This window comes from Pseudoroseomonas cervicalis (assembly GCF_030818485.1).
Lineage (GTDB): Bacteria > Pseudomonadota > Alphaproteobacteria > Acetobacterales > Acetobacteraceae > Pseudoroseomonas > Pseudoroseomonas cervicalis_A.
In genome coordinates this window covers 3,264,736-3,289,826 of the sequence record NZ_JAUTAJ010000004.1, presented here as the reverse complement: position 1 = coordinate 3,289,826, position 25,091 = coordinate 3,264,736, and the positions used below count along the sequence as shown (strand labels likewise).

Below are 25,091 nucleotides of genomic sequence, written 5' to 3'. Positions count from 1 at the left end.
CTTCGGCGCGTGAGGCTTCCAGCCAGTCGCGCCGGTCTTCGGGAGTTTTCCGGCCTCGCAGGGGAGGCATGCGGAAAAAAACCGGGTCGCGCCCCAGAAAACCCTTTGCGACGCGGGCGGAGGTCTCTATATGCCGCCGCAGACGCAGTACGCACGTGCCTCTGGCCCCAGGCCGACCTTGATCGGCCAAAGGTTTACGCAACGACGTCAAGCGTTCTGGCAACCCCGGCGAAAGGCGAAAGCCCCAAGCCGGCCCTCTTTGGTCGCTGGTTCGTTCGACCGTTTCGTCAACTTGGGGCCGCGCCTCCGCTGGGGGCCGACCTCCTATATTGAGATGGAGGGTGTGCGATGACCCCCAAGGTCTCCCGCTTCCTGCGCGACGCCGCCCCGGCGACCCCGTGCCTGGTGGTCGACGTCGATCGCGTCGCCGAGAATTACGGCCGGCTGAAGGCCGCGATGCCGCTGGCCCGCATCTACTACGCCGTGAAGGCCAACCCGGCCGCGCCGATCCTGTCGCGCCTGGTGGATCTGCAGTCGCAGTTCGACGCCGCCTCGCTGGAGGAGGTGCGGATGTGCCTGGCCGCCGGCGCGCAGCCTGAGGCGATCTCCTTCGGCAACACGGTGAAGAAGGAAAGCGCCATCCAGGCCGCCTATGAGGCCGGCGTGCGCATGTTCGCCTTCGACTCCGAGCCGGAGCTGCGCAAGCTCGCCCGCTCCGCCCCCGGCGCGAAGGTGTATTGCCGCATCCTGGTCGAGAATGTCGGCGCCGAATGGCCGCTGTCGCGCAAGTTCGGCTGCGAGGCCGAGATGGCGAAGGAGCTGATGGTCCTGGCCCGCGATCTGGGCCTCGACCCCTATGGCATCTCCTTCCATGTCGGCAGCCAGCAGACCCGCACCGCCGCCTATGAGGCCGCCATCGCCAAGGTCGCGATGATCTTCACCGACCTCAAGGAGGCGGGGATCAACCTGCGCATGGCCAATCTCGGCGGCGGCTACCCGGTGCGCTACCGCTCCGAGGTGCCGGAGATCGACGATTTCGGCGCCGCCATCATGGGCGCCATGGTCGAGCATTTCGGCAATGCCCTGCCCGAGATCCTGATCGAGCCGGGCCGCTTCATGGTGGGCGATGCCGGCGTGCTGTCCTCCGAGGTCGTGCTGGTCTCCAGCAAGGGCAAGGACGACCCCGTCCGCTGGGTCTATCTGGACATCGGCCGCTTCGGCGGCCTGGCCGAGACCGAGGGCGAGGCCATCAAGTACCGCTTCCGCACGCCGCATGACGGGCTGGCGGAAGGCCCGGTGACGATCGCGGGCCCGACCTGCGACAGCACCGACACGCTGTATGAGAAGTCCAACTACCGCCTGCCGCTGGCGCTGCAGAGCGGCGACCGGGTGGAGCTGCTCTCCACCGGCGCCTATGTGACGACCTATGCCAGCCAGGGCTTCAACGGCTTCGCGCCGCTGGCCGAGCACTATATCTGACCCCTCCCCCGGGCTCCGGGGCGGGTGAAGGCGGGAGGGGCAACCCTCCCGCCTTTTCTTTTGCGCGATTTCTCGTTTTGCAAACCGGTGGCGCCGGATAAACTCGCGCCATGGACGCCATCGACCGGAACATTCTCGTCGCCCTGCAGGATAATGGGGCGGCGGGCCTCGCCGAGCTCGCCAAGGTCGCGGGCCTCTCCGTCTCCGCCACGGCGGAGCGGGTGAAGCGGCTGGAGGAGCGCGGCACCATCCGCGGCTGGCGCGCCGATCTCGACCCCGCCGCCATCGGCTGCCCCCTGCTGGCCTATGTCTTCGTCTCGATGCGCCCGGGGCGGGAGGAACACGCCTTCCGCCTGGCCATGCGCGCGGCCGAGCCGGTGATGGAGTGCCACCACGTCACCGGCGCCTGGACCTTCCTGGTGAAGCTGCGCCTGCCCGACCTGGCAGCGCTGGAGCGCTTCGTGGCCGACGAGATCCGCGGGCAGGAAGGCGTGGAGCGGACGGAGACCATCCTGGCCATCACCTCGGCCAAGGAGACCTCGATCCTTCCCGTGGCGGAGGCCACGGAAGAGTAAAAGGCCAGGGGCGCTGCCCCTGGACCCCGCCGGGGTGGCACGGCCACCCCGGACCCCGCGATCCGTTGGCGGGGTCCGGGGGGACCCTGTCCCCCCCCGGCGGCGGGGGTCTGGGGGAGGCGGAGCCTCCCCCAGCTGAAAGACTCGGTCTGGGGGAGGCGGAGCCTCCCCCAGGTGAAAGGCTCGGTCTGGGGGAGGCGGAGCCTCCCCCAGGCTTCACTTCACCTCGGTGATGAATTGCGCCCGCGGCCGGCGCACCTTCTTCATGCTCACCAGCCAGTCCTTGTCGGCCTCGCGATAGCCCAGCGGCAGGATCACCACCGAGCGCAGGCCGCGCGCGCGCAGGCCCAGGATCTCGTCCAGCTTCTCCGGCTCGAACCCCTCCATGGGCGTCGAGTCGACCTCCTCCTCGGCCGCCGCGGCCAGGGCGAAGCCCAGCGCGATATAGGCCTGGCGCGCCGCGTGCTCGAAATTCTGCTGCGGGTCGCGGGCCGGATAGATCGACAGCAGGCGCTGGCGGTAATTCTCCAGCCCCTCGTTGAAGCCGCGCTCGGCCATGACCTGGTCGTAGACGGTGTTGATCCGCTCGGCCGTGTAATTGTCCCAGGCGGCGAAGACCAGCAGGTGCGAGCCCTCGGTCACCTGGCTCTGGTTCCAGGCGATGGCCTGGATGCGCTGGCGGATCTCGGGATTGGTCACCACCAGCACCTCGAAGGGCTGCAGCCCGCTGGAGGTCGGCGCCAGGGTGATGGCCTGCAGGATCCGCTCCAGCTTGTCCGCCGGCACGGCCTTGCCCGGATCCATCTTCTTGGTGGCGTAGCGCCAGGTGAGCTTGTCGAGCAGCATGGCTGCGTCATCCATCATGTGAATTACCGCTCAGTCTCCTGAACGGATCGGTTCAGACAATGGGTGCGGCGCAGCAAAGCCGCAAGGCTTCAGCGCCAGGCTTCCGCTTCCGGCGCCGCGACGGCCGGTGGCGCGGCCGGCGGCAGGGGCGTCATGGCGGGCTGCGGCGCCTCGCGCGGCCAGTCCAGGCAGGCGCGGATCAGCGGCGCGCAGAGCGCGTCCGGCGCGGCGGGCAGGTTCTTGTCGCCGCTGAAGCCGACCCGCGTCACATGCGCGTCGATCAGCTCGAAGGTGGCGCGGCAATAGCCGGCCGCGCCGGTCAGGTTCAGCGCCCCCACCACCGGCAGGTTCAGGTTCAGCCCGCTGCCCGAGCCGCCGCCCAGCTCATAGGTCATCATCTCCCGCACCACGTCGATGCGCTCCCGCTTGCTGGGGAAGCCGGCGCAGAGGAACAGATCAGCGCGGCTGAGCCCCACCAGCGTGCTGCGCGATTGCTGCACCCGTTCGGAATCCTCCATGGCGCAGCCGGAGAGGAGCAGCAGGGAGAGGGCGAGGAGGGTGGGGCTGGGGATGCGGCGCATGCGCCTCCTTTCGGTGCCTGAACGCGAAAAGCCGGGGGAGTTCCCTCCCCCGGCTGTTTGCTTCGGTCAATGCAACAGCCCCGGAGCAGTTGCGCCCCCGGAAGGGGCGCCGCCGCCGCGGCGCCGCCTCAGGCCGCGTCGTTCAGGTGGCAGGCGCTCTTGTGGCCCGGCGCGATTTCCTTCAGCGCCGGCCGCTCCACCCGGCAGCGCTCCATGGCGTGCGGGCAGCGCGGGTGGAAATGGCAGCCCGGCGGCGGGTTCAGCGGCGAGGGGATCTCGCCCTTGATGCCGGCGAAGCTCTTCTTGCGCGCCTCGATCCGCGGCACCTCGGCCAGCAGGGCCTGGGTGTAGGGATGGTTGGCGCGGGCGAAGATCTCCTCGGCCGCCGCCTCCTCGACCACCCGGCCCAGATACATGATCACCACGCGGTCGGAGAGATGCTCCACCACGCCGAGATCATGGCTGATGAACAGGTAGGTGAGGTTCAGCTCCTGCCGCAGCTCCATGAACAGGTTCAGGATCTGCGCCTGGATCGACACGTCGAGCGCGGCCACCGCCTCGTCGCAGACGATGAATTCCGGCTGCACGGCCAGCGCGCGGGCGATGCCGATGCGCTGCCGCTGGCCGCCCGAGAACTGGTGCGGGTAGCGGCGCTTGAAGGCCGGGTCGAGGCCGGCCCGGCGCATCTGGTTGTCGACATAGGCATCCCACTCGGCACGGCGGGTCAGGCCATGCACCAGCGGCGCCTCGCCCACGATGTCGGCCACCCGCATGCGCGGGTTCAGGCTGGCATAGGGGTCCTGGAAGATCATCTGCGTCTGCAGCTTGGCGCGGCGCGCCTCGGCCCCCTGCAGGGTGTCGAGGCGCTTGCCGTGCCAGAAGATCTCGCCGCCCGAGGCCGGCATGATGCCGGCCACCATGCGGCCGAGGGTCGACTTGCCGCAGCCGGATTCGCCCACCAGCCCGACCACCTCGCCCTTGCGGACGACCAGGTCGACGCCGTCCACCGCATGGACGGTCTCGTCCTTGACGGGGGCGCCCAGCTTCTTGGCGATCTTGCCGGCGAAATCGAGCTGCTTGGAGAAGCGCTTGGAGACGCCCTTCAGCTCGATGATCGGCGCGGCGGCCTCACCCGCCGCCACGGAGGCGGCGGAACGGACGGTGCTGGTCGCGCTCATGCGTGGGCTCCCTCGGCGGCCGCGCCCTGGGCCACCACATGCGGATGGAAGCAGCGTGCCAGGCGGCCCGGCAGCAGCTCGGACAGCGCGGGGTCACGCGCGCAATCCGCCTCGGCCCGCGGGCAGCGGGTGCGGAAGGCGCAGCCCGGCGGCAGGCTGAGCAGCGAGGGCGTCATGCCCGGGATCTGCCGCAGCTTCTCGCCACGCTTGTTGCGGCTGGGCACGGAGCCGATCAGGCCGTTGGTGTAGGGGTGCAGCGGCTGGTCCAGCACCTCGCTGACCGGGCCGCGCTCGACCACGCGGCCGGCATACATCACCGCGATGTCGTCGGCGAGGCCGGCGACGACCGAGAGGTCATGCGTGACCCAGATCATGGCGGTGCCGGTCTGCTCGCACAGCTTCTGCACCTCGGCCAGGATCTGCGCCTGGATGGTGACGTCGAGCGCCGTCGTCGGCTCGTCCGCGACGATCAGCTCCGGGCGGTGCAGCAGCGCGATGGCGATGGCCACGCGCTGGCGCATGCCGCCGGAGAACTGGTGCGGATAGCTCTTCAGCCGCTCATCCGGGGAGGGGATGCCCACCATGCCGAGCGTGTCGCGGGCGCGCTGGCGGGCCTCCTCCTTGCTGACCTTGGAATGGGCCAGCACGGTCTCGATCATCTGCGTGTCGACCCGGAGCACCGGGTTCAGCGTCATCATCGGGTCCTGGAAGATCATGGCGATGCGGTTGCCGCGCAGGCGCCGCATCTCCTCCTCCGACAGCCGGGCCAGGTTCTGCCCGTGGAACAGGATCTCGCCGCCGACGATGCGGCCCGGCGCGTCGACCAGGCCCAGGATGGAGAAGCCCGTCACCGTCTTGCCGGAGCCGGACTCGCCCACCAGGCCGAGCACCTTGCCGCGGCCGACGGTGAAGGACACGCCGTCGACCGCCTTCACCACGCCGGCGCGGGTGAAGAAGTGCGTCTGCAGGTTGCGCACCTCCAGCGTCGGCGCGGCGGCGCTGGCAGCGACAGTGTTGGTCTCAGCCATGCCGTCCCTCACTTCTTCAGTCGCGGATTGAGCACGTCGCGCAGCTGGTCGCCCACCAGGTTGATGGAGACGATGGTCACCAGCAGGGCGATGCCCGGGTAGAAGCTGATCCAGTACTTGCCGGACAGCATGTATTCGTAGCCGTTCGAGATCAGCAGGCCGAGCGAGGGCTCGGTGATCGGCACGCCGAGGCCGAGGAAGGACAGGGTCGCCTCCAGCGCGATGGCGCGGGCGATCTGCATGGTGCCGACGACGATCAGCGGCGGCAGGCAGTTCGGCAGCAGGTGGCGGAAGATGACGCGCCGGGTCGGCAGCGCCAGGCACTGCGCCGCCTCGATATATTCGCGCCGCCGCTCGACCAGCGCGGTGCCGCGCACGGTGCGGGCGTAATAGGCCCACTCGACGATCACCAGGGCGAGCACGACGTTGAAGATGCCCTTGCCCAGGAAGGCCAGGATCATCAGCGCGGCCAGGATCGAGGGGAAGGAGAGCTGCAGGTCGACGAGCCGCATGATGACCGTGTCGGTCCGCCCGCCGGCATAGGCGGCGAGTAGGCCGAGCGAGGCGCCGACGGCGCAGGCGATGATGGCCGAGCCCACGCCCACCATCAGCGAGATGCGCAGCCCGTACATGATGCCGGAGAGCATGTCGCGCCCCTGGTCATCGGTGCCGAGCCAATAGGTGAAGCCGGCGCCGCCCACCGTGCCGGGCTCGAGCCGCCCGTCCATGATGTCGAGCTGCGCCAGGTCATAGGGGTTCTGCGGCGCCAGCAGCGGCGCGAAGATGGCGATCAGGGCGATGATCGCGAAGACGATCAGCCCGCCCAGCGCCAGCTTGCTCTCGCAGAATTCGGAGACGAAGCGGCGGAAGGGCGTCTCGACCTTGGGCGCCTTGGCGGGCGCCGCCGGGGTTGCGGTGGTCGTGCTCATCTCACTTGTTCTCCAGCCGCACCCGCGGGTCGAGCGCCGAATAGGCAAGGTCGACGAGCAGGTTGATGGTGATGAACATCAGCACGATGATCATCAGGTAGGCGACGATCACCGGGCGGTCGAGCACGTTGATGCTGTCGATGATCAGCTTGCCCATGCCCGGCCAGGCGAAGACGCTCTCGGTCACCACCGAGAAGGCGATGGTGGAGCCGAGCTCGAGGCCCACCACGGTGACGACCGGGATCAGGATGTTCTTGAACACGTGCACATAGGTCACGCGCGCCGGGCTCAGCCCCTTGGCGCGGGCGAACTTCACGTAGTCCATCAGCATCGTCTCGCGCACGCCGGCGCGGGTCAGGCGGATCACCAGGCTGATCTTGAACAGCGCCAGGTTCAGCGCCGGCATGGCCAGGTGGCGCAGCCCATCCCAGGTCAGGAAGGACCAGCGCAGGCCCAGCACCTCGACCGTCGGGCCGCGGCCCGTCGAGGGCAGCCAGCCCAGCTGCACGGCGAAGACCATGATCAGCATCAGGCCGACCCAGAAGGTGGGCAGCGAGAAGCCGAGGATGGAGCCGGCCATGATGGTCTTGGCGCCGGCGGAGTTCGGCTTCAGCCCGGCATAGAGGCCGAGCGGCAGGCCGATCAGCAGCGCGATGAACATGGCGCCGAAGGCCAGTTCCAGCGTCGCCGGCATGCGCTGCAGGATCAGCTGCAGGGCGGGCTCGTTGAACACGAAGCTGCGGCCGAGATCGCCGCGCAGCGCGTTGCCGAGGAAGGAGACGTATTGCATCCACAGCGGCAGATCGAGGCCGAGCGCCTTGATCGCGCGCTCGCGCTCCATCTGGTCGGCATCCGGCGAGATCAGGATCTCGACCGGGTCGCCGATCGCATAGACGCCCACGAAGACGATGACCGACATCGCCAGCATGACGAGGACCGACTGCAGCAGCCGGCGGAGAAGATAAACACCCATGGGTCAGCGCGCCTGGTTGCTCGCGGGGCGGACATCCTGCGCGCGGGTCAGCTCGTCGGCGCGGGAATCATGCACCAGCGTCGGCCGCATCGCCCACAGGTTCTTCTGGATATGGATCGGGATGATACCGACATCCTCCATGGCAATCCGCGTGGCGTCGCGCAGCAGCGCCTCGCGCCGGGTGTCGTCCAGCTCGCGCAGAGCGGCTTCGAGCTTGGCGTCCACCTCGGGGTTGGAATAGCGGCCGCGATTGGACGTACCGAAGCCCTTGTCGCGGTCATAGCTGGCCACCAGCGAGCGCAGCGGGTTCGACGCCTCGCCCGAGGAGCTGCCCCAGCCGACCAGGAAGGCCGAGAGCTCCTGCCGGCCGGCGCGGCTGATGAAGGTGGTCCAGGGCTGGGCATCGACCGCCGTGCGCACGCCGATGCGGGTCCACATCTGGCCGATCGCCTGCACGATGCGGGCATCGTTCATGTAGCGGTCATTCGGGCCGGAGAGCGTGATGCGGAAGCCGTTCGGGTAGCCGGCCTCGGCCAGCAGCCGCTTCGCCGCATCGGCGTCGGTGCGCGGCGCGGCGAGGTCGGGGATGGCGCCGAAGGCGGTGGGCGGCAGGAACTGGCCGGAGGGCATCGAGGTGCCCTCCATCACCCGCTGGGCGATGGCCGGGCGGTCGATGGCGATCGAGAGGGCGCGGCGGACCCGCACATCATGCAGCGGGTTGCGCGGCAGCGGCTTGCCATCGGCATCCTGGATCTGCGGCGAGCCTTCCGGGTGGAGATGGTCGAGCGCCAGGAAGATGATGCGCAGCCCGTCCTTCTCGGCCACCCGCACCCGCTCGTTGCGGCGCAGGCTGGCGAGGTCGGAGGTCGGCACCTGGTCGATGAAGTCGACATCGCCGGCGAGCAGCGCCGCGGTGCGCGAGGCGTCATTGGGCAGAATGCGGTAATGCACCTGGCGCCAATGCGGCTTGTCGCCCCAGTAGGAATCATTGCGCTCGAGCTCGAGCCGGTCGCCGGAGCGGAAGCTCACATGGCGGAACGGGCCGGTGCCGATGGCGACCTTGCCGCTGTTGAAATCCTCGGTGGAGGCGCCGTCATGCGTCTCCTTGTCGAGGATGGCGACCTGGCCCAGATCATTCGGCAGCAGCGGATAGGGGGAACGGGTGTGGAAACGCACCGTCAGCGGGTCGACGATCTCCACCCGCTCGATGGCGCGGGTGTAGATGGCGTAGGAGGAGGGGCTGTTCACCACCTGCGGCACGCGGGCGATGGTGAAGGCAACGTCCTCGGCGGTGAAGGCGTTCCCGTTGTGGAAGCGCACATTCGGCCGCAGCTTGAACTCCCAGACCGTCTCGCCGACCGGCGTCCAGCTTTCCGCCAGCCCCGGCTCGAGGCGGGATTCGGAATCGAACTGCGTCAGCGTGTCGAAGATCATGGTGGCCACCGCCAGGTTCGGCGACAGCGCGTGATAGTGGGGGTCGAGCGAGGTGACCTGCGCCCCCACCGCCATGGTCAGGCTTTGCGCCCGGGCATGCGAGGCGCTGAACAGCGCCAACGCCGAAACGGCGGCCATTGCGGCCGCCCGCAAGCTTTTGATCATGATACCGTCCCCCGGGAGGCTCTTACCTCTTCACGGCGGAGTGTAGCAGGACCGGTCTGGTATCGCTAGGTTGCGCATCCCAGTCACCGGGAAAGAGAAACCGAGAATGAGCCGAAAACTATCGCTCTGCGCCACCCTGGCGCTGGCGCCGCTGGCCTTTGGCGCGCTGCATGGACCGGCTTCCGCACAAGTGCTGAATATCGGCATTGGCGGCGCCATCACTTCGGCCGACCCGCTCTTCTACAATGCGGGGCCGAACAACGCCCTGGCGATGCATGTCTTCGAGTATCTGATCGGCCGCGACGACAAGGCCCAGCCCTACCCGCAGCTGGCCGAGAGCTGGCGCGCGGTCGAGCCCACGGTGTGGGAGTTCAAGCTGCGCGCCGGCGTGAAGTGGCATGACGGCCGCGACTTCACCGCCGAGGATGTCGCCTTCTCCATCGCCCGCGCCCCCAATGTGCCGAACAGCCCGGGCGGCTTCGGCGGCTTCGTGCGCGCCATCACCAAGGTCGAGGTGGTGGACCCGCTGACCATCCGCCTTCACACCGCCCGCCCGCACCCCGTGCTGCCGATCGAGCTCAGCTCGATCGCCATCGTCGCCAAGCACAGCACCGAGAATGCGGGCACCGAGGATTTCAACAGCGGCCGCGCCGCCATCGGCACCGGTCCCTATCGGCTGCGCGCCTTCCGCCCCGGCGACCGCGCCGAGCTGGCCCGCAACGAGACCTATTGGGGCGGGGTCGAGCCCTGGGCCCAGGTCAATTACCGCATGATCCCGAATGATGGCGGCCGCACCGCGGCGCTGCTGGCGGGCGATGTGGACGTGATCGACCAGGTGCCCTCCACCGACCTGCCGCGGCTGCGCCGCGAGAGCCGGGTGACGCTGGCCGAGATCCCGGGCGTGCGGCTGATCTACCTGTTCCCCGATTATTCGCGCGAGGGCGAGGTGCCCTTCGTCACCGACAATGCCGGCAAGCCGCTGCCGCAGAACCCGTTCCGCGACCTGCGGGTGCGCCAGGCGCTGTCGATGGCGATCCAGCGCGACGCGCTGTCCGAGCGGGTGATGGAAGGCACGGCGCAGCCGACCGGCCAGTGGCTGCCGGAAGGCACCTTCGGCTACAATCCGGATGTGCGCCCGCCGGCCTTCGACGCCAACCGCGCCCGCGCGCTGCTGGCCGAGGCGGGCTATCCGCAGGGCTTCCGCGTCACCCTGCACAGCCCGAATGACCGCTACCCGAACGACGCCAAGACCGCCCAGGCCATCGCGCAGATGTGGACCCGCATCGGCGTGCAGACCCAGGTCGAGGCGCTGCCCTGGACCAGCTTCTCGGCGCGCAACGCCCGGCAGGAATTCGCCATCCGCCTGCTCGGCTGGGGCAGCGTGACGGGCGAGGCCTCCTACACCCTGGTCAATGTGCTCTCCACCGTGAACCGCGAGCGGCGGATGGGCGCCAACAACAACGGGCATTACAGCAACCCGGCGCTGGACGCGCTGACCGAGCGCGCCACCGGCACCATCGACGATGCCGAGCGCGCGGCGCTGCTGCGTGAGGGGGTGAAGATGGCGATGGACGATGTCGCCATCATCCCGGTCTACCAGCTGGTCAACACCTGGGCGATGCGCCGCGGGCTGAACCTGACCCCGCGCATGGATGAGCGCACGGTGGCCAGCGGCATCCGCGCCGCCCGCTAAGGGCCGCGGCCGGACCGCACGGGCCGGGGGTGGCGTCGCCGCCCCCGGCCTTTTTCATGCCGCCCCGCAGGGCCCGCCTCAGACGGTGAACTGCTCGGCGATGATGCGCTCGGACAGGCCGTGATCGGGGTCGAACATCATGGTCATGCGCAAGGAGCGGTCCTCGCGCACCTCCACCGAGCGGATGTCGCGCACCTCGACATTGTCGGCCACCGCCGCCACGGGGCGCTTCTGCGGCTCCAGGATCTGGAACATCACCACGGCGTCGGAGGGCAGCAGCGCGCCGCGCCAGCGCCGCGGCCGGAAGGCGGAGATCGGCGTCAGCGGCAGCAGATTGGCCCCCAGCGGCACGATCGGGCCATAGGCGGAGAGGTTGTAGGCGGTGCTGCCGGCGGGCGTCGCCACCAGGATGCCGTCGCAGATCAGCTCCTCCAGCCGCACCTTGCCATCGACCAGGATGCGGATCTTGGCGGCCTGGCGCGTCTCGCGCAGCAGCGAGACCTCGTTGATCGCCAGCGCCTCGCGCAGCTCGCCGGTGGAATCGAGGGCGCGCATGCGCAAGGGGTGCAGCGTCGCCGCCTGGGCGGCGGCCAGCCGGCCCAGCAGATCGTCCTCATGGAAGGCGTTCATCAGGAAGCCGACGCTGCCGCAATTCATGCCGTAGATCGGCAGGTTGCGGCCGAGGAAGCGGTGCTGCGTCTCCAGCATGAAGCCGTCGCCGCCCAGCGCCACGATCACCGCCGCCGCATCCGGCGCGGCCTGGCCGTAGAGGGCGACGAAGCGGTCGCGCGCCAGCTCCGCCACCTCGGTCGGCGCCGCCAGGAAGGCGATGCGGCCCTGCAGGTCGTCGGGCAGGTCGGGCCCCTCCCCCAGCCCGCCGGGGCCGAGCAGCGCGGCGGTCATGGGCGGTCGGGGCCGGAAGCGGCGGTGCGGCGCATGCGGGACTCCCTGTGCGCGGATCGCGGCATCAAGCCCGCCCCGGCGGCCCAGGGCAAGAGGGCGACCCCGATACGGAAACGGGGCGGATGGTTGCCCATCCGCCCCGTTCCCAAACTCTGCCGTGGCAGGGAGCGGCTTACGCCGCGTCCTGCTGGCCCTCGGTCTCCACGACGGGCTTCGGACCGCTGTCCTGGCCCTTGGCCGCCACATCGCGCTCCACCAGCTCGATCACCGCCATATCGGCGGCGTCGCCATAGCGGACGCCCGCCTTCAGCACGCGGGTGTAGCCACCCTGGCGCGCCTTGTAGCGCTCCGCGATGGTGCTGAAGAGCTTCTCCACGATCTTCGGATCGCGGATCTGCGCATAGGCCTGGCGGCGCGCATGCAGGTCACCGCGCTTGCCCAGGGTGATGATGCGCTCCACATAGGGGCGCAGCTCCTTGGCCTTGGGCAGGGTGGTGGTGATCTGCTCGTGCTTCAGCAGGCTGGTCGCCATGTTGCGGAGCATGGCGAGGCGGTGGGACGACGTGACGCCGAGCTTCCGGCCGGCAACACCGTGACGCATTGGTCTATTCCTTCAGGTGGCCGAAAATCAGAACGGCTCTTCGATCTTCTTGGCGAGGTCCTCGATATTCTCGGGCGGCCAACCGGGCACGGTCATGCCCAGCGACAGACCCATGGAAGCGAGGACTTCCTTGATCTCGTTCAGCGACTTGCGGCCGAAGTTCGGAGTGCGGAGCATCTCCTGCTCCGTCTTCTGCACCAGGTCGCCGATATAGACGATGTTGTCGTTCTTCAGGCAGTTCGCGCTGCGGACCGACAGTTCCAGCTCATCCACCTTGCGCAGCAGGTTGCGGTTGAAGGGCAGGTCGTCCTGCACCTCTTCCACCTTGCGCTCGCGCGGCTCATCGAAGTTGATGAAGAGCTGGAGCTGGTCCTGCAGGATGCGGGCGGCCAGCGCCACCGCATCCTCCTGGCGCCACCGTGCCATCCGTCTCCACCGTCAGCACCAGCTTGTCGTAGTCGGTGCGCTGGCCGACGCGGGTCGGCTGCACCTGATACGCCACGCGGCGGACCGGGGAGTAGATGGCATCCACCGGGATCAGCCCGATCGGGGCGTCTTCCGGACGGTTCTCGGAGGCCGGGACATAGCCCTTGCCCACATCGACGGTCAGCTCCATCGACAGCTTGGCGCCGTCGTCGAGCGTGCAGATGACCAGCTCCGGATTGGCGATCTCGATATCGCCGGTGGTCTGGATCTGCCCCGCCGTCACCTCGCCAGGGCCGGTCGCGGTGAGCTGCAGGCGCTTCGGCCCCTCGCTCTGCATCCGGATGGCCAGGCGCTTGATGTTCAGGACGATGTCGGTGACATCCTCCCGCACACCCTGCAGGCTGGAGAACTCATGCAGCGCCCCATCGATGCGGATGGCGGTCACAGCCGCCCCCTGCAGCGAGGAGAGCAGCACGCGCCGCAGCGCATTGCCCAGGGTCATACCGAAGCCGCGCTCGAGCGGCTCCGCCACCACCACCGCGATACGCGAGGGGTCGGCCCCGGGCTCGACATCGAGCTTTTCGGGACGGATCAGGGAACGCCAGTTGCGCTCGAGCACTTCGGTTTCTCCTGCAGCCTCGCCTCAGACCCGACGCCGCTTGCGCGGACGGCAGCCATTGTGCGGGATCGGGGTCACGTCCTTGATGGCCGTCACGTAGAAGCCGACGGCCTGCAGGGCGCGCAGCGCGGACTCGCGGCCCGAGCCGGGACCGGAGACCATGATCTCCAGCGTCTCCATGCCGTGCTCGCGGGCCTTGCGGCCGGCGTCTTCCGCGGCCACCTGGGCGGCGTACGGGGTCGACTTGCGGCTGCCCTTGAAGCCCTGGCTGCCGGCCGAGGACCACGCGATGGCGTTGCCCTGGCTGTCGGTGATGGTGACGATGGTGTTGTTGAAGGAGGCGAGGACGTGGGCCACGCCGGACGCAATATTCTTGCGCTCCTTCTTGCGGGGACGACCGCTGGGCTGACGGGCCATCTTACTTCGTCACCTTCTTCTTGCCGGCAATCGCCACGGCCTTGCCCTTGCGCGTGCGGGCATTGGTATGGGTGCGCTGGCCGCGAACGGGCAGACCCTTGCGGTGACGCAGGCCGCGATAGCAGGCCATGTCCATCAGGCGCTTGATGTTCATCGCGTTCTCGCGACGCAGATCGCCCTCGACCCGGTACTCGCGATCGATCAGCTCGCGGATCTTGAGGATTTCCTCATCCGTCAGCTGGTTGACGCGGCGATCCTCGGGGATGCCGAGCTGCTCGCAGATCACCTTCGCATTCGCCGGACCGATGCCGTAGATGTAGCGAAGGGAAATGAGAACGCGCTTGTTGGTGGGAATGTTCACGCCTGCAATGCGTGCCATTGGTTCCTGCTCCTGAGGCCCCTGTGGGCCCCCGTTCGTACCGGCGAATGTGACCGGCGAGGTGATCGTCGCGCCCCGGCTCGTAGTGAATCGGGTGCAACCGTCCGCGCGGCCGAGGAAGACCCCGCCCGCGAGAGGCGCGGGTTTAACGAGCCAGCCCCCTGCGAGTCAAGGGCGCCCTGCCCCGGGTTGCCGCTCCCACGGAAAAAAGATCCGGGGCTGGAAGAACCGCCGGCCCGGGGCCGCGAAGGCGTGGCCGGCGCCGCGGCCCGGGGCGGCGGGGGGCATGAAAAAAGCCCGCGGCCGAAGGCCGCGGGCGGGTCGTGATCCGGACGGCGCGGCGGGCGGATCAGCCCAGCACCGCCTCGATCTGGCGGGCCACCTCATCCATCGAGGCCATGCCATCCACCTGGCTCAGCTTGCCCTGCGCCTGGTAGTAGGGCAGCAGCGGCGCCGTCTGGCGGTGATAGGCCTCGAGCCGGGCGGCCACCGTCTCCGCCTTGTCATCGGCGCGGCGGACGAATTCGGTGCTGCCGCAGGCATCGCACACGCCCGGCTTCGCCGTCGGCTTGAAGCTGTCATGGTAGCCGGCGCCGCAGCGGGCGCAGGTGAAGCGGCCGGCGATGCGCTCGACCAGCGCCGCATCGTCCACCTTCAGCTCGATCACATGGTCGAGCTGCAGGCCCTTCTCCTTCAGCATGACGTCCAGCGCCTCGGCCTGCGGCGTGGTGCGCGGGAAGCCGTCCAGGATGAAGCCGCGGGCGCAGTCGGGCTGCGACACCCGGTTCGCCAGCATCGCGGTGATGATGGCGTCGGGCACCAGCCCGCCCTGCTCCATGATCGCCTTGGCCTGGCGGCCGATCTCGCTGCCGCTCTTCACCTCGGCCCGCAGCATGTCCCCGGTGGAGATCTGCGCGATGCCGTGGCGCTCCTCCAGCCGCTTGGCCTGGGTGCCCTTGCCGGCCCCCGGGGGCCCCAGAAGAATCAGGTTCATCAGCGACCGGCCCCCGACTGACCTAGCGTCATATGCATCCCCTCAGCGCAGCCGCGGCGCGCCGCCACGGCCGCCGCCACCCATCCGGGCCTTGCGAATCAGGCCCTCATACTGATGGGCGAACAGATGAGACTGCACCTGGGCCACGGTGTCCATCGTGACCGAGACGATGATCAGGAGCGAGGTGCCGCCGAAATAGAAGGGCACGCCATACTGGCTGATCAGCAGCTCGGGCAGCAGGCAGACGATGCAGAGATAGATGGCGCCGACGCCGGTGAGGCGCGTCAGCACGCGGTCCAGATAGTCGGCCGTCGCCTGGCCCGGGCGGATGCCGGGGACGAAGCCGCCATGCTTCTTCAGATTGTCCGCCGTCTCGGTCGGGTTGAACACGACGGCGGTGTAGAAGAAGGCGAAGAAGATGATCAGCGCGACATAGAGCGCCATGTAGAGCGGCTGCCCATGCGCCAGCGCCGTGGTCACCGTGCTCAGCCAGCCCTCGGACTGGCCGCCGGAGAAGCCCGCGAAGGTGGCCGGCAGCAGCAGCAGCGAGGAGGCGAAGATCGGCGGGATGACGCCGGCGGTGTTCAGCTTCAGCGGCAGATGCGTGTTCTCGCCGCCGAACATGCGGTTGCCGACCTGGCGCTTCGGGTACTGGATCGGGATGCGGCGCTGGGCGCGCTCCACGAACACGACGAAGGCGATGACCGCCAGCGCGATCAGCAGGAAGGCCACGATGAACACGGGCGACAGGGCGCCGGTGCGGCCGAGTTCCAGCGTCGCCACCAGCGCGGAGGGCACATTGGCCACGATGCCCGCGAAGATGATCAGGCTGATGCCGTTGCCGATGCCGCGCGCCGTGATCTGCTCGCCGATCCACATCAGGAACAGCGTGCCGCCGACCAGGGTGGTGACGCAGGAGATGCGGAAGAACAGCCCGGCATCATACACCGCGGGGCCGAAGCTGCCCTGCATCTGCTCCAGCCCGACGGCGATGCCATAGGCCTGGAAGACGGCGATCACCACCGTCAGGTAGCGAGTGTACTGGTTGAGCTTCTTGCGGCCGGATTCGCCCTCCTTCTTGAGGGCCTCCAGGCTCGGCACCGCGGCGCTCATCAGCTGGATGATGATGCTGGCCGAGATGTACGGCATGATGTTCAGCGCGAACACCGTCATGCGCCCCAGCGCACCGCCGGTGAACATGTCGAACATGCCGAGGATGCCGCCGCCATGCTGGCGCAGGATCTCGGCCATGACCGAGGCATCCACCCCGGGGACCGGGATATAGGTGCCGATGCGGTAGACGATCAGCGCGGCCAGCGTGAACCAGATGCGCTTCTTGAGCTCGGTCGCCTTGGCGAGCACACCGAGATTGAGATTGGCCGCGAGCTGTTCGGCGGCGGACGCCATGAATTTCGCCCCTTCAACATGACTGCGGCGCCGGGGGGCTATTCCCGCGGCGCCGCTGCCAGCCCTGAGATGCAGACCTAGCCCCCCGCACCGGGGGGGCGCAAGCCTTACGCCTCGGACGCCTCGTCCTTCTTCGCCGGGGCCAGCACCGTCACGGTGCCGCCCGCCGCTTCCACCGCCGCGATGGCGGCGGCCGAGGCGCCGGCGACCGAGATGGTCACCGCCTGCTTGATCTCGCCCTGCGCCAGGAGGCGGACACCCGCCACCTTCGCGCCGGTGCGGACCAGGCCGGCCGCCTCCAGCACCGCCTCGTCGATCGGCTGGCCGGCCTGGATCTTGCCGGCCTCGATCGCCGCCTGCAGGGTGCGCAGGTTCAGCGGGGCGTATTCCTTGCGGAACGGGTTGACGAAGCCACGCTTCGGCAGGCGCCGGTAGATCGGGAGCTGACCGCCCTCGAACCCGTTCAGCGACACGCCGGTGCGCGCCTTCTGGCCCTTGACGCCGCGGCCCGAGGTCTTGCCCTTGCCGGAGCCGATGCCACGGCCGACGCGCTTGAACTTCAGGCGGGCGCCGTCGTTGTCGCGCAGCTCGTTGAGCTTCATCTTACTTCTCCGTGGTCTCGCCCACCTGGATCAGGTGAGCGACCTTGCGGATCATGCCGCGCACGGCCGGAGTGTCCTCCAGCTCGCGCGTACGGCGGATCTTGTTCAGGCCGAGCCCGATCAGCGTCTCGCGCTGGCCGGGCTTGCGGCCGATCGGGGACGCGACCTGCGTCACCCGAACGGTCTTCTTGGCCTCAGACATTCGCGGCCTCCTGCGCCGGCTCGGCGTCCTTGCGCGGACCCAGCAGGTCAGAGACCTTCTTGCCACGGCGCGAGGCAACAGCGCGGGGGCTGGTGCAGCGCGTGAGCGCGGCGAAGGTCGCCTTGACCATGTTGTGCGGGTTCGTGGTGCCGGTGCACTTGGCGACGACGTCGCCCATGCCCAGCGTCTCGAACACCGCGCGCATCGGACCACCGGCGATGATGCCGGTACCGGCGGGCGCCGCGCGCAGGATCACGCGGCCGGCGCCGAACTCGCCGATCACGTCGTGATGCAGGGTGCGGCCCTCGCGCATCGGGACCCGGATCATGGTCCGCTTGGCGCGCTCGGTCGCCTTGCGGATCGCCTCCGGCACCTCGCGCGCCTTGCCGGCGCCCCAGCCAACCCGGCCCTTCTCATCGCCCACGACCACCAGCGCGGCGAAGGAGAAGCGACGGCCACCCTTCACCACCTTGGCGACGCGGTTGATGGTGACCAGCTTGTCCTTCAGCTCATCGCCGGGCTCACGCTCGGTGTTGCGCTCCGGACCCCGGCCGCGGCGCTCGCCGCGATCGCCGCCGCCGCTCCTCGGTTCACGTGCCATATTCTGTGCTCCTTAGAACGACAGCCCGCCCTCGCGGGCGCCGTCCGCCAGGGCTTTCACCCGGCCGTGATACAGGTAGGGCCCACGGTCGAACACGACCTCGGTCACACCCGCGGCCAGGGCGCGCTCGGCAAGCAGCTTGCCGATGACGGTGGCCGCATCCTTGTCCGCACCGGTGCGCAGGCTGTCGCGCTGCGTCTTCTCCAGCGTGGAGGCCGAGGCGAGGGTGCGCCCCGCCTTGTCGTCGATGACCTGGGCGTAGATGTGCTTGCCAGAGCGGAAGACGGACAGCCGGGGACGGCCGCCGCTCTTGATCCGCAGCTGGTAGCGCAGGCGCGCGCGACGGCGCTGCTGCAAAGCGAGCTTGTCGGCCATCTTACTTCTTCTTCCCCTCCTTCCGGAGGATGACCTCGTCCGAGTACCGGACGCCCTTGCCCTTGTAGGGCTCGGGGCCGCGATAGGCCCGGATCTCCGCGGCCACCTGGCCGACCTTCTGCTTGTCCACGCCCTCGACCTTGATGGCGGTCGGACGCTCGCAGGAGATCTTGATGCCGGCGGGGACCGGGTAGCGGATCTCGTGGCTGTAGCCGAGGTTCAGGACCAGCTCATTGCCCTGCATCGCGGCGCGGTAGCCGGTGCCGGTGATTTCCATCGACTTCGAGAAGCCGCTGGAGACACCGGTGACCATGCCGTTGATCAGGCTGCGGGTGGTGCCCCACAGCGTGCGGCTGCGACGGTCGGAACCGAGCGGCTTGACGGCCACCTGGTTGCTGGCGACCTCGACCTCGACCGCGTCGGTCAGCGGCAGCGAGAGCTCGCCGAGCTTGCCCTTGGCGGTCAGGACGTTGTCCTGCAGGCTGACGGTGACGCCCGCGGGGACGGGAACGGGGTATTTGCCGACGCGCGACATGCCTCTCCCTCCCTCAGAACACGCGGCAGAGGACCTCGCCGCCGACATTGGCAGCGCGGGCCTCAGTGTCGCTCATCACGCCACGCGGCGTGGAGAGGATGGAAATGCCGAGCCCGTTGTAGAACTTCGGCAGCTCCTTGATCTTCGAGTAGACGCGCCGGCCAGGCTTCGAGACGCGCTCGATCTCCTTGATGGCGGGCTCACCCTCGGAATACTTGAGCTCGATGTCCAGCACGGACACGCCCGGACGCACCTGCTCGGCGCGATAGGCGCGGATATAGCCCTCGCGCTTCAGCACATCGAGGACGTCGGCGCGGAGACGGCTGGCCGGCGAGGAGACGCGCGCCTGACGGGCGCGGTGCCCGTTGCGGATGCGCGTCAGCATATCGCCCAGCGGATCGGACAGCGACATGCGGCCCCCTTACCAGCTAGCCTTGACGAGACCCGGGATCTGGCCGTTCGAGGCCAGGTCGCGGAGCGCGTTACGGCTCAGCTTGAACTTGCGGTAGTTGCCGCGCGGGCGGCCGGTCAGCTCGCAGCGCAGGCGCACGCGCACGCGCGACCCGTTGCGCGGCAGCTGCGCCAGCTTCAGCGTGGCTTCGAAGCGGTCCTCCACCGGAAGGTCACGATTCATGATCGTTTCCTTCAGGGCGGCGCGCTTGGCGTTGTGCAGCTTCGAGAGGCGCTCGCGGCGCTGATTCTTCTCGACAGCCGAGGTCTTGGCCATGCGGTCTAAATCCTCCGGAACCTGCCCGGACCATCCGGGCGGTTTTCCAAACTCAGTTGACGAACGGGAGGTCGAAGCCCTTCAGCAGGGCCTTGGCTTCCTTGTCCGTCTTCGCGGTCGTGACGAAGACGATGTCCATGCCACGGATCGCGTCCACCTTGTCGTAGCTGATCTCGGGGAACACGATCTGCTCCTTCAGGCCGAGCGAGTAGTTCCCGCGGCCATCGAAGCCCCTATTACCAGGAACGCCACGGAAGTCACGCATGCGCGGCAGCGCGATGGTGACCAGGCGGTCCAGGAACTCGTACATCCGGGCGCGGCGCAGGGTGACCTTGCAGCCGATCGCCTGGCCCTGGCGGATCTTGAAGCCCGCGATGGCCTTCTTCGCCAGGGTCTTCACCGGCTTCTGGCCGGCGATCATGGTCAGGTCGGCCAGCGCGGCGTCCAGCTTCTTCTGGTCGCCCGCGGCCTCACCCACGCCCATGTTGATGACGATCTTGGACAGCTTCGGCACCTCCATCGGGTTGCCGTAGCCGAACTCCTCGACCAGCTTCTTCCGCACCGCCTCAGCATAGTGCTGCTGCAGGCGGGGCAGCTCCTTCGCCTCGCTCATGCGTCGATCACCTCGCCCGAGGCCTTGGCCACCCGGACCTTCTTGCCGTCCTCAAGCACCTTGAAGCCGACGCGGGTCGGCTTGTCGGACTTGGGATCGATCAGCGCGACGTTGGAGAGGTGCAGCGAAGCCTCCTTCTCCACGATGCCGCCCTGCTGGCCCATGCCCTTCGGCTTGGTATGGCGCTTCACCATGTTCAGGCCCTGCACGACGGCACGGCCTTCCTCAGGCAGCACGCGCAGCACTTCGCCGCGCTTGCCCTTGTCCTTACCCGTCAGGATCTGGACGCGGTCGCCCTTCTTGATCTTCGCGGCCATGGTTACAGAACCTCCGGCGCCAGCGAGATGATCTTCATGAACTTGCGCGCGCGCAGCTCACGAACGACCGGGCCAAAGATACGCGTGCCGATCGGCTCGTTCTGCTTGTTGATCAGAACGGCCGCGTTGCGGTCGAAGCGGATGGCGGTGCCGTCCTGGCGGCGAACCGGGTAGGCGGTGCGCACGATCACCGCGCGCTGCACGTCACCCTTCTTCACCTTGCCGCGGGGAATCGCTTCCTTCACGGACACCACGATGATGTCACCGACCGAGGCGGTGCGGCGCTTGGAGCCGCCCAGCACCTTGATGCACTGCACGCGGCGCGCACCGGAGTTGTCGGCAACCTCGAGGTTGGACTCAACGATAATCATCGGTCGTCAATCCTCAGGCCTGCGCCGCCTCGGCGGTGAAGCCGGGGGTCGCGACCGCGGCGCCATTGCGCTCGATCACCAGCCAGGTCTTCCGCTTGCTGATCGGGCGGCACTCCTCGATCGCCACGACGTCGCCTTCCTTGCACAGGTTGGCATCGTCATGCGCGGCGTACTTCTTGGAGCGCCGGATGAACTTCTTATAGAGCGGATGCATCACGCGACGCTCGACAAGAACCGTGACGGTCTTGTCCATCTTGTCGCTGACCACCCGCCCGGTGAGGACGCGCTTCGGCATGGGCCGGGGTCTCCTCGTCAGGCCTTGGCGGCCGAGCGGGACTGCTCGGCCAGGACGGTCTTAACACGGGCGATGTCGCGGCGCACCACCTTGATGCGGGAAACCGCCTCAAGCTGGCCGGTCGCGCGCTGGAACCGCAGGTTGAACTGCTCCTTGCGGAGATCCAGCAGCATCGTCTTCAGCTCATCCGCGGTCTTGCCGCGGATATCCACGATCTTGGTCATCGGCTCAGGCCTCCGCCGCGCCCAGGCGGGTCACGAGCTTGGTCTTGATCGGCAGCTTCGCCGCACCGAGGGTCAGCGCCTCACGCGCCGTCTCGAGCGAGACACCGTCGATCTCGAACATGATGCGACCCGGCTTGACGCGGGCAACCCAGTATTCAGGCGCGCCCTTGCCCGAACCCATGCGGACTTCCGCAGGCTTCGTCGACACGGGGAGATCCGGGAAGATGCGGATCCACACGCGGCCCTGGCGCTTCATCGCGCGGGTGATCGCACGACGGGCAGCCTCGATCTGGCGGGCGGTCACCCGCTCCGGCTCAAGCGCCTTCAGGCCGAAGCCGCCGAAGGACAGGGTGAACCCGCCCTTCGCCACGCCCTTGATGCGGCCCTTGTGCGCCTTACGGAACTTCGTGCGCTTCGGGGAAAGCATGGTCTGTTATCCTCAGCGCTGCGGCGCCTGCTCCGCGGCGCGCTTGTCCTGCGCCAGCGGGTCATGCGCCATGATCTCGCCCTTGAAGATCCAGACCTTCACACCGCAGGTGCCATAGGTGGTCTTCGCGGTCGCCGTGCCGTAGTCGATGTCCGCGCGGAGCGTGTGCAGGGGCACGCGGCCCTCGCGATACCACTCCATCCGGGCAATCTCGGCGCCGCCCAGGCGGCCGCCGCAATTGATCCGGATGCCGCCGGCGCCGAGGCGCATGGCGGACTGCACGGCGCGCTTCATCGCGCGGCGGAACGCCACGCGGCGCTCCAGCTGCTGCGCGATGCTCTCGGCCACCAGCTGCGCCTCGATCTCCGGCTTGCGGATCTCGACGATGTTCAGCGCCACCTCGGCCCCGGCGAGCTTCGCCAGGTCCTTGCGCAGAACCTCGATATCGGCGCCCTTCTTGCCGATCACGACGCCCGGGCGGGCGGCGTGGATCGTCACGCGGGGCTTCTTCGCCGGGCGCTCGATGATGACCTTCGAGACGCCGGCGCCCTTCAGGCGATCCTTCAGGGTCTTGCGCAGCTTCAGGTCATCATGCAGCAGCTTGGAATAGTCCTCGCCGGCGAACCAGCGGCTGTCCCAGGTGCGGTTGATGCCGAGCCGGAGCCCGATCGGATTGACTTTATGGCCCATATTACGCGGCCTCCTGCTGCGCCGGCTCGGCGTCCGCCTGCTTCTCGGCAACCACGATGGACAGGTGGCTGAACCACTTCTCCACCCGGGCGGCCTTGCCGCGGCCACGCGCATGGAAGCGCTTCATCACGATGGCGCGGCCCACTTCCACCCGCGACACGACCAGGCGGTCGACGTCGAGCTGGTGGTTGTTCTCCGCATTCGCGATGGCGCTCTCGAGCGTCGCCTTCACGGTCTGGGCAATGCGCCGCTTGGAGAAGGTCAGGATCGCGATCGCGTCCTGCGCCTTCTTCCCGCGGATCAGCCCGGCGGCCAGGTTCAGCTTGTAGGGCGACACCCGGATGTTCCGGGTGACGGCCTTCGCCTCGGTTTCGGCGAGCGTGCGCTCGTGCTTCGGCTTGCTCATCGCTTAGCCCCGCTTCGCCTTCTTGTCCGAGGAATGCCCGGTGAAGGTGCGCGTCGGCGAGAACTCGCCGAACTTGTGCCCCACCATGTTCTCGGACACCTGGACGGGAATGAACTTCTTGCCGTTGTAGACACCGAAGGTCAGCCCGACGAACTGCGGCAGGATCGTGCTCCGGCGCGACCAGATCTTGATGATCTCGTTGCGGGTGGAGGCACGGGCCGCTTCCGCCTTGTTCAGCAGGTAGCCGTCGACGAACGGCCCCTTCCAGACACTGCGCGACATCGCGGTCAGCCCTTCGTCACGTTGCGGCGACGGACGATCAGCTTGTCCGTACGCTTGTTGGTGCGGGTCTTGTAACCCTTGGTCGGCTTGCCCCACGGCGTGACCGGGTGACGGCCGCCCGAGGTGCGGCCTTCACCACCACCATGCGGGTGGTCGACCGGGTTCATGACGACGCCGCGCTGATGCGGCTTGCGGCCCAGCCAGCGGGAGCGACCGGCCTTGCCGATATGCTGGTTCTGGTTGTCCGGGTTGGACACCGCACCGATCGAGGCCATGCACTCGCCGCGCAGCAGGCGCAGCTCGCCCGACTGCAGCTTGACCTGGGCGTAGCCGGCATCCTTGCCGACCAGCTGGCAGAAGGTGCCAGCCGAACGCGCGATCTTGCCGCCGGCGCCGGGCTTCATCTCGATGTTGTGGATGATCGTGCCGACCGGGATCGAGCCGAGCGGCATCGCGTTGCCCGGCTTGATGTCGACGCGCTCACCCGCCACCACCGTGTCGCCCACCTTCAGGCGCTGCGGCGCGAGGATATAGGCGAGCTCGCCATCCTCGTACTTCACCAGCGCGATGAAGGCGGTGCGGTTCGGGTCGTATTCCAGCCGCTCCACGGTGGCAGGCACGTCGAACTTGCGACGCTTGAAGTCCACCACGCGGTAGGACTGCTTGTGCCCGCCGCCCCGGAACCGGACGGTGATGCGGCCATGATTGTTGCGGCCGCCGGAGTGGCTCTTGCCCTCCGTCAGCTGCTTGACCGGCTTGCCCTTGTACAGCTCGCGACGGTCGATGAGGACCGTCCCGCGCAGGCTCGGGGTGACCGGGTTAAAGTGCTTCAGCGCCATGGCGTTAAGCGAGCCCCGTGGTGAGGTCGATGCTCTGGCCCTCGGCCAGGCGGACGACCGCCTTCTTCCAGTCGGAGCGCACGCCCTCACGGCCGCGCACCCGCTTGGTCTTGCCCTTCATGACGAGGGTGTTCACGGCGACGACGGTCACCCCGAACAGCCCCTCGACCGAGGCCTTGATCTCCGGCTTGGTCGCCGAGAGCGGCACCTTGAAGGTGACCTGGCTCTGCTCGGCGAGGCCGGTGGCCTTCTCCGTGATGAGCGGCGCGAGGATGGTCTGATACATCTTCTCGCGCGAGATCACGATGCCGGGCTTCTTGGTCGCGGTCTCGCTCATGCCAGCCGCTCCTTCAGCGCGTCGACGGCCTGACGGGTCACCGCCAGCACGTCATGCTTCAGAATGTCGTAAACATTGGCGCCCATGGAGGGCAGCACGTTCACGTTCTTCAGGTTGCGCACGGCGCGGCCGAAGCCGTCCTCGACGGAGGCATCGACGACCAGCGCGCTCTTCCAGCCCAGCGCCTTGACCTTGGAGGCCATGGCGGAGGTCTTGGCGTCGGCGCCCAGCGCGGCGGTGTCGAGCACCACCAGCTTGCCCTCGGCGGCCTTCTGGCTCAGCGCGCTGATCAGGCCCAGGCGGCGGACCTTCTTGTTCAGCGAGTAGCCATGGTCGCGGACGACGGGGCCGTGCACGGCGCCACCGGTGCGGAACTGCGGCGCGCGCAGCGAGCCCTGGCGGGCATTGCCCGTGCCCTTCTGCCGGTACGGCTTCTTCGTCGTGCCGGAGACCTCGCCCATGCCCTTCACCTTGTGGGTGCCGGCACGGCGCTTGGCGAGCTGCCAGTGGACGACGCGGGCCATGATGTCGGCGCGCGGGGCGGCGGCGAACAGCGCGTCCGGGAGATCGATCTCGCCGGCCTTGCCGTTATCCAGGGTGATGACAGGAACCTGCATGTCC

General features: G+C 68.4%; 35 protein-coding genes and 1 pseudogene. 3 read left to right on the top strand and 33 right to left on the bottom strand.

Features of this window, described 5'->3' with window-relative positions; all coding sequences use genetic code 11:
* Positions 1-348: 348 nt before the first annotated feature.
* Both QE401_RS19410 and QE401_RS19405 read left to right on the top strand, forming a co-directional pair.
* Positions 349-1,479, top strand: coding sequence for a type III PLP-dependent enzyme (locus QE401_RS19410; RefSeq protein ID WP_271136341.1), 1,131 nt, complete (start codon positions 349-351; stop codon positions 1,477-1,479).
* Positions 1,480-1,589: 110 nt separating this feature from the next.
* Positions 1,590-2,054 carry an Lrp/AsnC family transcriptional regulator gene (locus QE401_RS19405; RefSeq protein ID WP_307139745.1) on the top strand — a complete coding sequence of 155 codons (465 nt, stop codon included), beginning with the start codon at positions 1,590-1,592 and terminating at the stop codon, positions 2,052-2,054.
* 216 nt (positions 2,055-2,270) lie between these two features.
* Here QE401_RS19405 and QE401_RS19400 read toward each other — a convergent pair whose 3' ends face one another.
* The 7 genes from QE401_RS19400 to QE401_RS19370 form a co-directional block, all read right to left on the bottom strand.
* Positions 2,271-2,918, bottom strand: a complete 648-nt coding sequence (locus QE401_RS19400) for an NAD(P)H-dependent oxidoreductase (protein WP_307139744.1) — start codon at positions 2,916-2,918, stop codon at positions 2,271-2,273.
* Positions 2,919-2,989: 71 nt separating this feature from the next.
* The gene (locus QE401_RS19395; RefSeq protein ID WP_307139743.1) at positions 2,990-3,481 is read right to left on the bottom strand and encodes a hypothetical protein; all 492 of its coding nucleotides are present in this window, start codon (positions 3,479-3,481) and stop codon (positions 2,990-2,992) included.
* 128 nt (positions 3,482-3,609) lie between these two features.
* Entirely contained in the window at positions 3,610-4,659 is a 1,050-nt protein-coding gene (locus QE401_RS19390; protein WP_307139742.1) for an ABC transporter ATP-binding protein, read from the bottom strand.
* Complete coding sequence (locus QE401_RS19385) at positions 4,656-5,687, bottom strand: ABC transporter ATP-binding protein (RefSeq protein ID WP_307139741.1); 1,032 nt, start codon at positions 5,685-5,687, stop codon at positions 4,656-4,658. The genes QE401_RS19390 and QE401_RS19385 overlap by 4 nt, the downstream gene beginning before the upstream one ends.
* Positions 5,688-5,695: 8 nt before the next feature.
* The gene (locus tag QE401_RS19380; protein WP_307139740.1) at positions 5,696-6,616 is read right to left on the bottom strand and encodes an ABC transporter permease; all 921 of its coding nucleotides are present in this window, start codon (positions 6,614-6,616) and stop codon (positions 5,696-5,698) included.
* 1 nt (position 6,617) lies between these two features.
* On the bottom strand, positions 6,618-7,589 hold the full coding sequence (locus QE401_RS19375) for an ABC transporter permease (RefSeq protein ID WP_307139739.1): 972 nt from the start codon (positions 7,587-7,589) through the stop codon (positions 6,618-6,620).
* Between the two features lie 3 nt (positions 7,590-7,592).
* Positions 7,593-9,188: an ABC transporter substrate-binding protein gene (locus QE401_RS19370; protein ID WP_307139738.1), complete on the bottom strand. Its 1,596-nt coding sequence runs from the start codon at positions 9,186-9,188 to the stop codon at positions 7,593-7,595.
* 106 nt (positions 9,189-9,294) lie between these two features.
* On the opposite strand from QE401_RS19370, the gene QE401_RS19365 reads away from it, so the two are divergent.
* On the top strand, positions 9,295-10,881 hold the full coding sequence (locus QE401_RS19365) for an ABC transporter substrate-binding protein (protein ID WP_307139737.1): 1,587 nt from the start codon (positions 9,295-9,297) through the stop codon (positions 10,879-10,881).
* Between the two features lie 78 nt (positions 10,882-10,959).
* On the opposite strand, the gene QE401_RS19360 is transcribed toward QE401_RS19365, so the two are convergent.
* From QE401_RS19360 to rplD, 26 genes and pseudogenes are all read right to left on the bottom strand, one after another.
* The gene (locus tag QE401_RS19360; protein ID WP_307139736.1) at positions 10,960-11,784 is read right to left on the bottom strand and encodes an NAD kinase; all 825 of its coding nucleotides are present in this window, start codon (positions 11,782-11,784) and stop codon (positions 10,960-10,962) included.
* A 172-nt stretch (positions 11,785-11,956) separates the two neighbouring features.
* The gene (gene rplQ / locus QE401_RS19355; RefSeq protein ID WP_307139735.1) at positions 11,957-12,385 is read right to left on the bottom strand and encodes a 50S ribosomal protein L17; all 429 of its coding nucleotides are present in this window, start codon (positions 12,383-12,385) and stop codon (positions 11,957-11,959) included.
* Between the two features lie 27 nt (positions 12,386-12,412).
* Positions 12,413-13,430: pseudogene (locus tag QE401_RS19350) on the bottom strand (DNA-directed RNA polymerase subunit alpha).
* Positions 13,431-13,454: 24 nt separating this feature from the next.
* The gene (rpsK, locus tag QE401_RS19345; protein ID WP_040613074.1) at positions 13,455-13,847 is read right to left on the bottom strand and encodes a 30S ribosomal protein S11; all 393 of its coding nucleotides are present in this window, start codon (positions 13,845-13,847) and stop codon (positions 13,455-13,457) included.
* Position 13,848: 1 nt separating this feature from the next.
* The gene (rpsM, locus tag QE401_RS19340) at positions 13,849-14,226 is read right to left on the bottom strand and encodes a 30S ribosomal protein S13 (protein WP_040613072.1); all 378 of its coding nucleotides are present in this window, start codon (positions 14,224-14,226) and stop codon (positions 13,849-13,851) included.
* A gap of 349 nt (positions 14,227-14,575) precedes the next feature.
* Complete coding sequence (locus QE401_RS19335; RefSeq protein ID WP_307139734.1) at positions 14,576-15,220, bottom strand: adenylate kinase; 645 nt, start codon at positions 15,218-15,220, stop codon at positions 14,576-14,578.
* Between the two features lie 42 nt (positions 15,221-15,262).
* On the bottom strand, positions 15,263-16,627 hold the full coding sequence (gene secY / locus QE401_RS19330; RefSeq protein WP_307139733.1) for a preprotein translocase subunit SecY: 1,365 nt from the start codon (positions 16,625-16,627) through the stop codon (positions 15,263-15,265).
* A 107-nt stretch (positions 16,628-16,734) separates the two neighbouring features.
* Positions 16,735-17,229 (bottom strand): 50S ribosomal protein L15, encoded by a 495-nt coding sequence (rplO, locus tag QE401_RS19325; RefSeq protein WP_307139732.1) that lies wholly within the window; start codon positions 17,227-17,229, stop codon positions 16,735-16,737.
* A gap of 1 nt (position 17,230) precedes the next feature.
* Complete coding sequence (rpmD, locus tag QE401_RS19320; protein WP_099096433.1) at positions 17,231-17,431, bottom strand: 50S ribosomal protein L30; 201 nt, start codon at positions 17,429-17,431, stop codon at positions 17,231-17,233.
* The gene (gene rpsE, locus QE401_RS19315) at positions 17,424-18,032 is read right to left on the bottom strand and encodes a 30S ribosomal protein S5 (RefSeq protein WP_307139731.1); all 609 of its coding nucleotides are present in this window, start codon (positions 18,030-18,032) and stop codon (positions 17,424-17,426) included. Before rpsE ends, rpmD begins: the two co-directional genes overlap by 8 nt.
* Positions 18,033-18,044: 12 nt before the next feature.
* Entirely contained in the window at positions 18,045-18,407 is a 363-nt protein-coding gene (gene rplR, locus QE401_RS19310) for a 50S ribosomal protein L18 (protein ID WP_307139730.1), read from the bottom strand.
* A 1-nt stretch (position 18,408) separates the two neighbouring features.
* Positions 18,409-18,942 carry a 50S ribosomal protein L6 gene (rplF, locus tag QE401_RS19305; RefSeq protein WP_307139729.1) on the bottom strand — a complete coding sequence of 178 codons (534 nt, stop codon included), beginning with the start codon at positions 18,940-18,942 and terminating at the stop codon, positions 18,409-18,411.
* A 13-nt stretch (positions 18,943-18,955) separates the two neighbouring features.
* On the bottom strand, positions 18,956-19,354 hold the full coding sequence (rpsH, locus tag QE401_RS19300; RefSeq protein WP_271136356.1) for a 30S ribosomal protein S8: 399 nt from the start codon (positions 19,352-19,354) through the stop codon (positions 18,956-18,958).
* A 9-nt stretch (positions 19,355-19,363) separates the two neighbouring features.
* Positions 19,364-19,669 (bottom strand): 30S ribosomal protein S14, encoded by a 306-nt coding sequence (gene rpsN / locus QE401_RS19295; RefSeq protein WP_007004415.1) that lies wholly within the window; start codon positions 19,667-19,669, stop codon positions 19,364-19,366.
* Positions 19,670-19,721: 52 nt separating this feature from the next.
* Positions 19,722-20,282, bottom strand: a complete 561-nt coding sequence (gene rplE, locus QE401_RS19290) for a 50S ribosomal protein L5 (RefSeq protein WP_307139728.1) — start codon at positions 20,280-20,282, stop codon at positions 19,722-19,724.
* The gene (rplX, locus tag QE401_RS19285) at positions 20,279-20,599 is read right to left on the bottom strand and encodes a 50S ribosomal protein L24 (RefSeq protein ID WP_007004413.1); all 321 of its coding nucleotides are present in this window, start codon (positions 20,597-20,599) and stop codon (positions 20,279-20,281) included. The genes rplE and rplX overlap by 4 nt, the downstream gene beginning before the upstream one ends.
* Before the next feature lie 2 nt (positions 20,600-20,601).
* Positions 20,602-20,970 carry a 50S ribosomal protein L14 gene (gene rplN, locus QE401_RS19280; protein WP_007004412.1) on the bottom strand — a complete coding sequence of 123 codons (369 nt, stop codon included), beginning with the start codon at positions 20,968-20,970 and terminating at the stop codon, positions 20,602-20,604.
* Positions 20,971-20,983: 13 nt separating this feature from the next.
* Complete coding sequence (rpsQ, locus tag QE401_RS19275) at positions 20,984-21,265, bottom strand: 30S ribosomal protein S17 (protein WP_307139727.1); 282 nt, start codon at positions 21,263-21,265, stop codon at positions 20,984-20,986.
* 17 nt (positions 21,266-21,282) lie between these two features.
* Positions 21,283-21,489 (bottom strand): 50S ribosomal protein L29, encoded by a 207-nt coding sequence (rpmC, locus tag QE401_RS19270; protein WP_007004410.1) that lies wholly within the window; start codon positions 21,487-21,489, stop codon positions 21,283-21,285.
* Positions 21,490-21,493: 4 nt separating this feature from the next.
* Positions 21,494-21,916, bottom strand: a complete 423-nt coding sequence (gene rplP / locus QE401_RS19265; protein ID WP_007004409.1) for a 50S ribosomal protein L16 — start codon at positions 21,914-21,916, stop codon at positions 21,494-21,496.
* Between the two features lie 12 nt (positions 21,917-21,928).
* Entirely contained in the window at positions 21,929-22,606 is a 678-nt protein-coding gene (gene rpsC, locus QE401_RS19260; RefSeq protein WP_256022434.1) for a 30S ribosomal protein S3, read from the bottom strand.
* Between the two features lies 1 nt (position 22,607).
* Entirely contained in the window at positions 22,608-23,012 is a 405-nt protein-coding gene (rplV, locus tag QE401_RS19255) for a 50S ribosomal protein L22 (RefSeq protein ID WP_007004407.1), read from the bottom strand.
* A 3-nt stretch (positions 23,013-23,015) separates the two neighbouring features.
* A complete protein-coding gene (gene rpsS, locus QE401_RS19250; protein WP_007004406.1) occupies positions 23,016-23,294 on the bottom strand; it encodes a 30S ribosomal protein S19 in 279 nt (92 codons plus the stop codon).
* 5 nt (positions 23,295-23,299) lie between these two features.
* Entirely contained in the window at positions 23,300-24,133 is an 834-nt protein-coding gene (gene rplB / locus QE401_RS19245; RefSeq protein WP_307139726.1) for a 50S ribosomal protein L2, read from the bottom strand.
* 4 nt (positions 24,134-24,137) lie between these two features.
* Positions 24,138-24,434, bottom strand: a complete 297-nt coding sequence (locus QE401_RS19240) for a 50S ribosomal protein L23 (RefSeq protein ID WP_475638108.1) — start codon at positions 24,432-24,434, stop codon at positions 24,138-24,140.
* A gap of 32 nt (positions 24,435-24,466) precedes the next feature.
* On the bottom strand, positions 24,467-25,087 hold the full coding sequence (gene rplD, locus QE401_RS19235; RefSeq protein WP_307139725.1) for a 50S ribosomal protein L4: 621 nt from the start codon (positions 25,085-25,087) through the stop codon (positions 24,467-24,469).
* Positions 25,088-25,091 lie beyond the last annotated feature (4 nt).

Bases quoted from the DNA above. Each gene is read 5' to 3' on its own strand.
- QE401_RS19410 (WP_271136341.1), top strand. From the start codon at position 349: ATGACCCCCAAGGTCTCCCGCTTCCTGCGCGACGCCGCCCCGGCGACC.
- QE401_RS19405 (WP_307139745.1), top strand. From the start codon at position 1,590: ATGGACGCCATCGACCGGAACATTCTCGTCGCCCTGCAGGATAATGGG.
- QE401_RS19400 (WP_307139744.1), bottom strand. From the start codon at position 2,918: ATGATGGATGACGCAGCCATGCTGCTCGACAAGCTCACCTGGCGCTAC.
- QE401_RS19395 (WP_307139743.1), bottom strand. From the start codon at position 3,481: ATGCGCCGCATCCCCAGCCCCACCCTCCTCGCCCTCTCCCTGCTGCTC.
- QE401_RS19390 (WP_307139742.1), bottom strand. From the start codon at position 4,659: ATGAGCGCGACCAGCACCGTCCGTTCCGCCGCCTCCGTGGCGGCGGGT.
- QE401_RS19385 (WP_307139741.1), bottom strand. From the start codon at position 5,687: ATGGCTGAGACCAACACTGTCGCTGCCAGCGCCGCCGCGCCGACGCTG.
- QE401_RS19380 (WP_307139740.1), bottom strand. From the start codon at position 6,616: ATGAGCACGACCACCGCAACCCCGGCGGCGCCCGCCAAGGCGCCCAAG.
- QE401_RS19375 (WP_307139739.1), bottom strand. From the start codon at position 7,589: ATGGGTGTTTATCTTCTCCGCCGGCTGCTGCAGTCGGTCCTCGTCATG.
- QE401_RS19370 (WP_307139738.1), bottom strand. From the start codon at position 9,188: ATGATCAAAAGCTTGCGGGCGGCCGCAATGGCCGCCGTTTCGGCGTTG.
- QE401_RS19365 (WP_307139737.1), top strand. From the start codon at position 9,295: ATGAGCCGAAAACTATCGCTCTGCGCCACCCTGGCGCTGGCGCCGCTG.
- QE401_RS19360 (WP_307139736.1), bottom strand. From the start codon at position 11,784: ATGACCGCCGCGCTGCTCGGCCCCGGCGGGCTGGGGGAGGGGCCCGAC.
- rplQ (WP_307139735.1), bottom strand. From the start codon at position 12,385: ATGCGTCACGGTGTTGCCGGCCGGAAGCTCGGCGTCACGTCGTCCCAC.
- rpsK (WP_040613074.1), bottom strand. From the start codon at position 13,847: ATGGCCCGTCAGCCCAGCGGTCGTCCCCGCAAGAAGGAGCGCAAGAAT.
- rpsM (WP_040613072.1), bottom strand. From the start codon at position 14,226: ATGGCACGCATTGCAGGCGTGAACATTCCCACCAACAAGCGCGTTCTC.
- QE401_RS19335 (WP_307139734.1), bottom strand. From the start codon at position 15,220: ATGAACCTGATTCTTCTGGGGCCCCCGGGGGCCGGCAAGGGCACCCAG.
- secY (WP_307139733.1), bottom strand. From the start codon at position 16,627: ATGGCGTCCGCCGCCGAACAGCTCGCGGCCAATCTCAATCTCGGTGTG.
- rplO (WP_307139732.1), bottom strand. From the start codon at position 17,229: ATGAAGCTCAACGAGCTGCGCGACAACGACGGCGCCCGCCTGAAGTTC.
- rpmD (WP_099096433.1), bottom strand. From the start codon at position 17,431: ATGTCTGAGGCCAAGAAGACCGTTCGGGTGACGCAGGTCGCGTCCCCG.
- rpsE (WP_307139731.1), bottom strand. From the start codon at position 18,032: ATGGCACGTGAACCGAGGAGCGGCGGCGGCGATCGCGGCGAGCGCCGC.
- rplR (WP_307139730.1), bottom strand. From the start codon at position 18,407: ATGGCCGACAAGCTCGCTTTGCAGCAGCGCCGTCGCGCGCGCCTGCGC.
- rplF (WP_307139729.1), bottom strand. From the start codon at position 18,942: ATGTCGCGCGTCGGCAAATACCCCGTTCCCGTCCCCGCGGGCGTCACC.
- rpsH (WP_271136356.1), bottom strand. From the start codon at position 19,354: ATGTCGCTGTCCGATCCGCTGGGCGATATGCTGACGCGCATCCGCAAC.
- rpsN (WP_007004415.1), bottom strand. From the start codon at position 19,669: ATGGCCAAGACCTCGGCTGTCGAGAAGAATCAGCGCCGCGAGCGCCTC.
- rplE (WP_307139728.1), bottom strand. From the start codon at position 20,282: ATGAGCGAGGCGAAGGAGCTGCCCCGCCTGCAGCAGCACTATGCTGAG.
- rplX (WP_007004413.1), bottom strand. From the start codon at position 20,599: ATGGCCGCGAAGATCAAGAAGGGCGACCGCGTCCAGATCCTGACGGGT.
- rplN (WP_007004412.1), bottom strand. From the start codon at position 20,970: ATGATTATCGTTGAGTCCAACCTCGAGGTTGCCGACAACTCCGGTGCG.
- rpsQ (WP_307139727.1), bottom strand. From the start codon at position 21,265: ATGCCGAAGCGCGTCCTCACCGGGCGGGTGGTCAGCGACAAGATGGAC.
- rpmC (WP_007004410.1), bottom strand. From the start codon at position 21,489: ATGACCAAGATCGTGGATATCCGCGGCAAGACCGCGGATGAGCTGAAG.
- rplP (WP_007004409.1), bottom strand. From the start codon at position 21,916: ATGCTTTCCCCGAAGCGCACGAAGTTCCGTAAGGCGCACAAGGGCCGC.
- rpsC (WP_256022434.1), bottom strand. From the start codon at position 22,606: ATGGGCCATAAAGTCAATCCGATCGGGCTCCGGCTCGGCATCAACCGC.
- rplV (WP_007004407.1), bottom strand. From the start codon at position 23,012: ATGAGCAAGCCGAAGCACGAGCGCACGCTCGCCGAAACCGAGGCGAAG.
- rpsS (WP_007004406.1), bottom strand. From the start codon at position 23,294: ATGTCGCGCAGTGTCTGGAAGGGGCCGTTCGTCGACGGCTACCTGCTG.
- rplB (WP_307139726.1), bottom strand. From the start codon at position 24,133: ATGGCGCTGAAGCACTTTAACCCGGTCACCCCGAGCCTGCGCGGGACG.
- rplD (WP_307139725.1), bottom strand. From the start codon at position 25,087: ATGCAGGTTCCTGTCATCACCCTGGATAACGGCAAGGCCGGCGAGATC.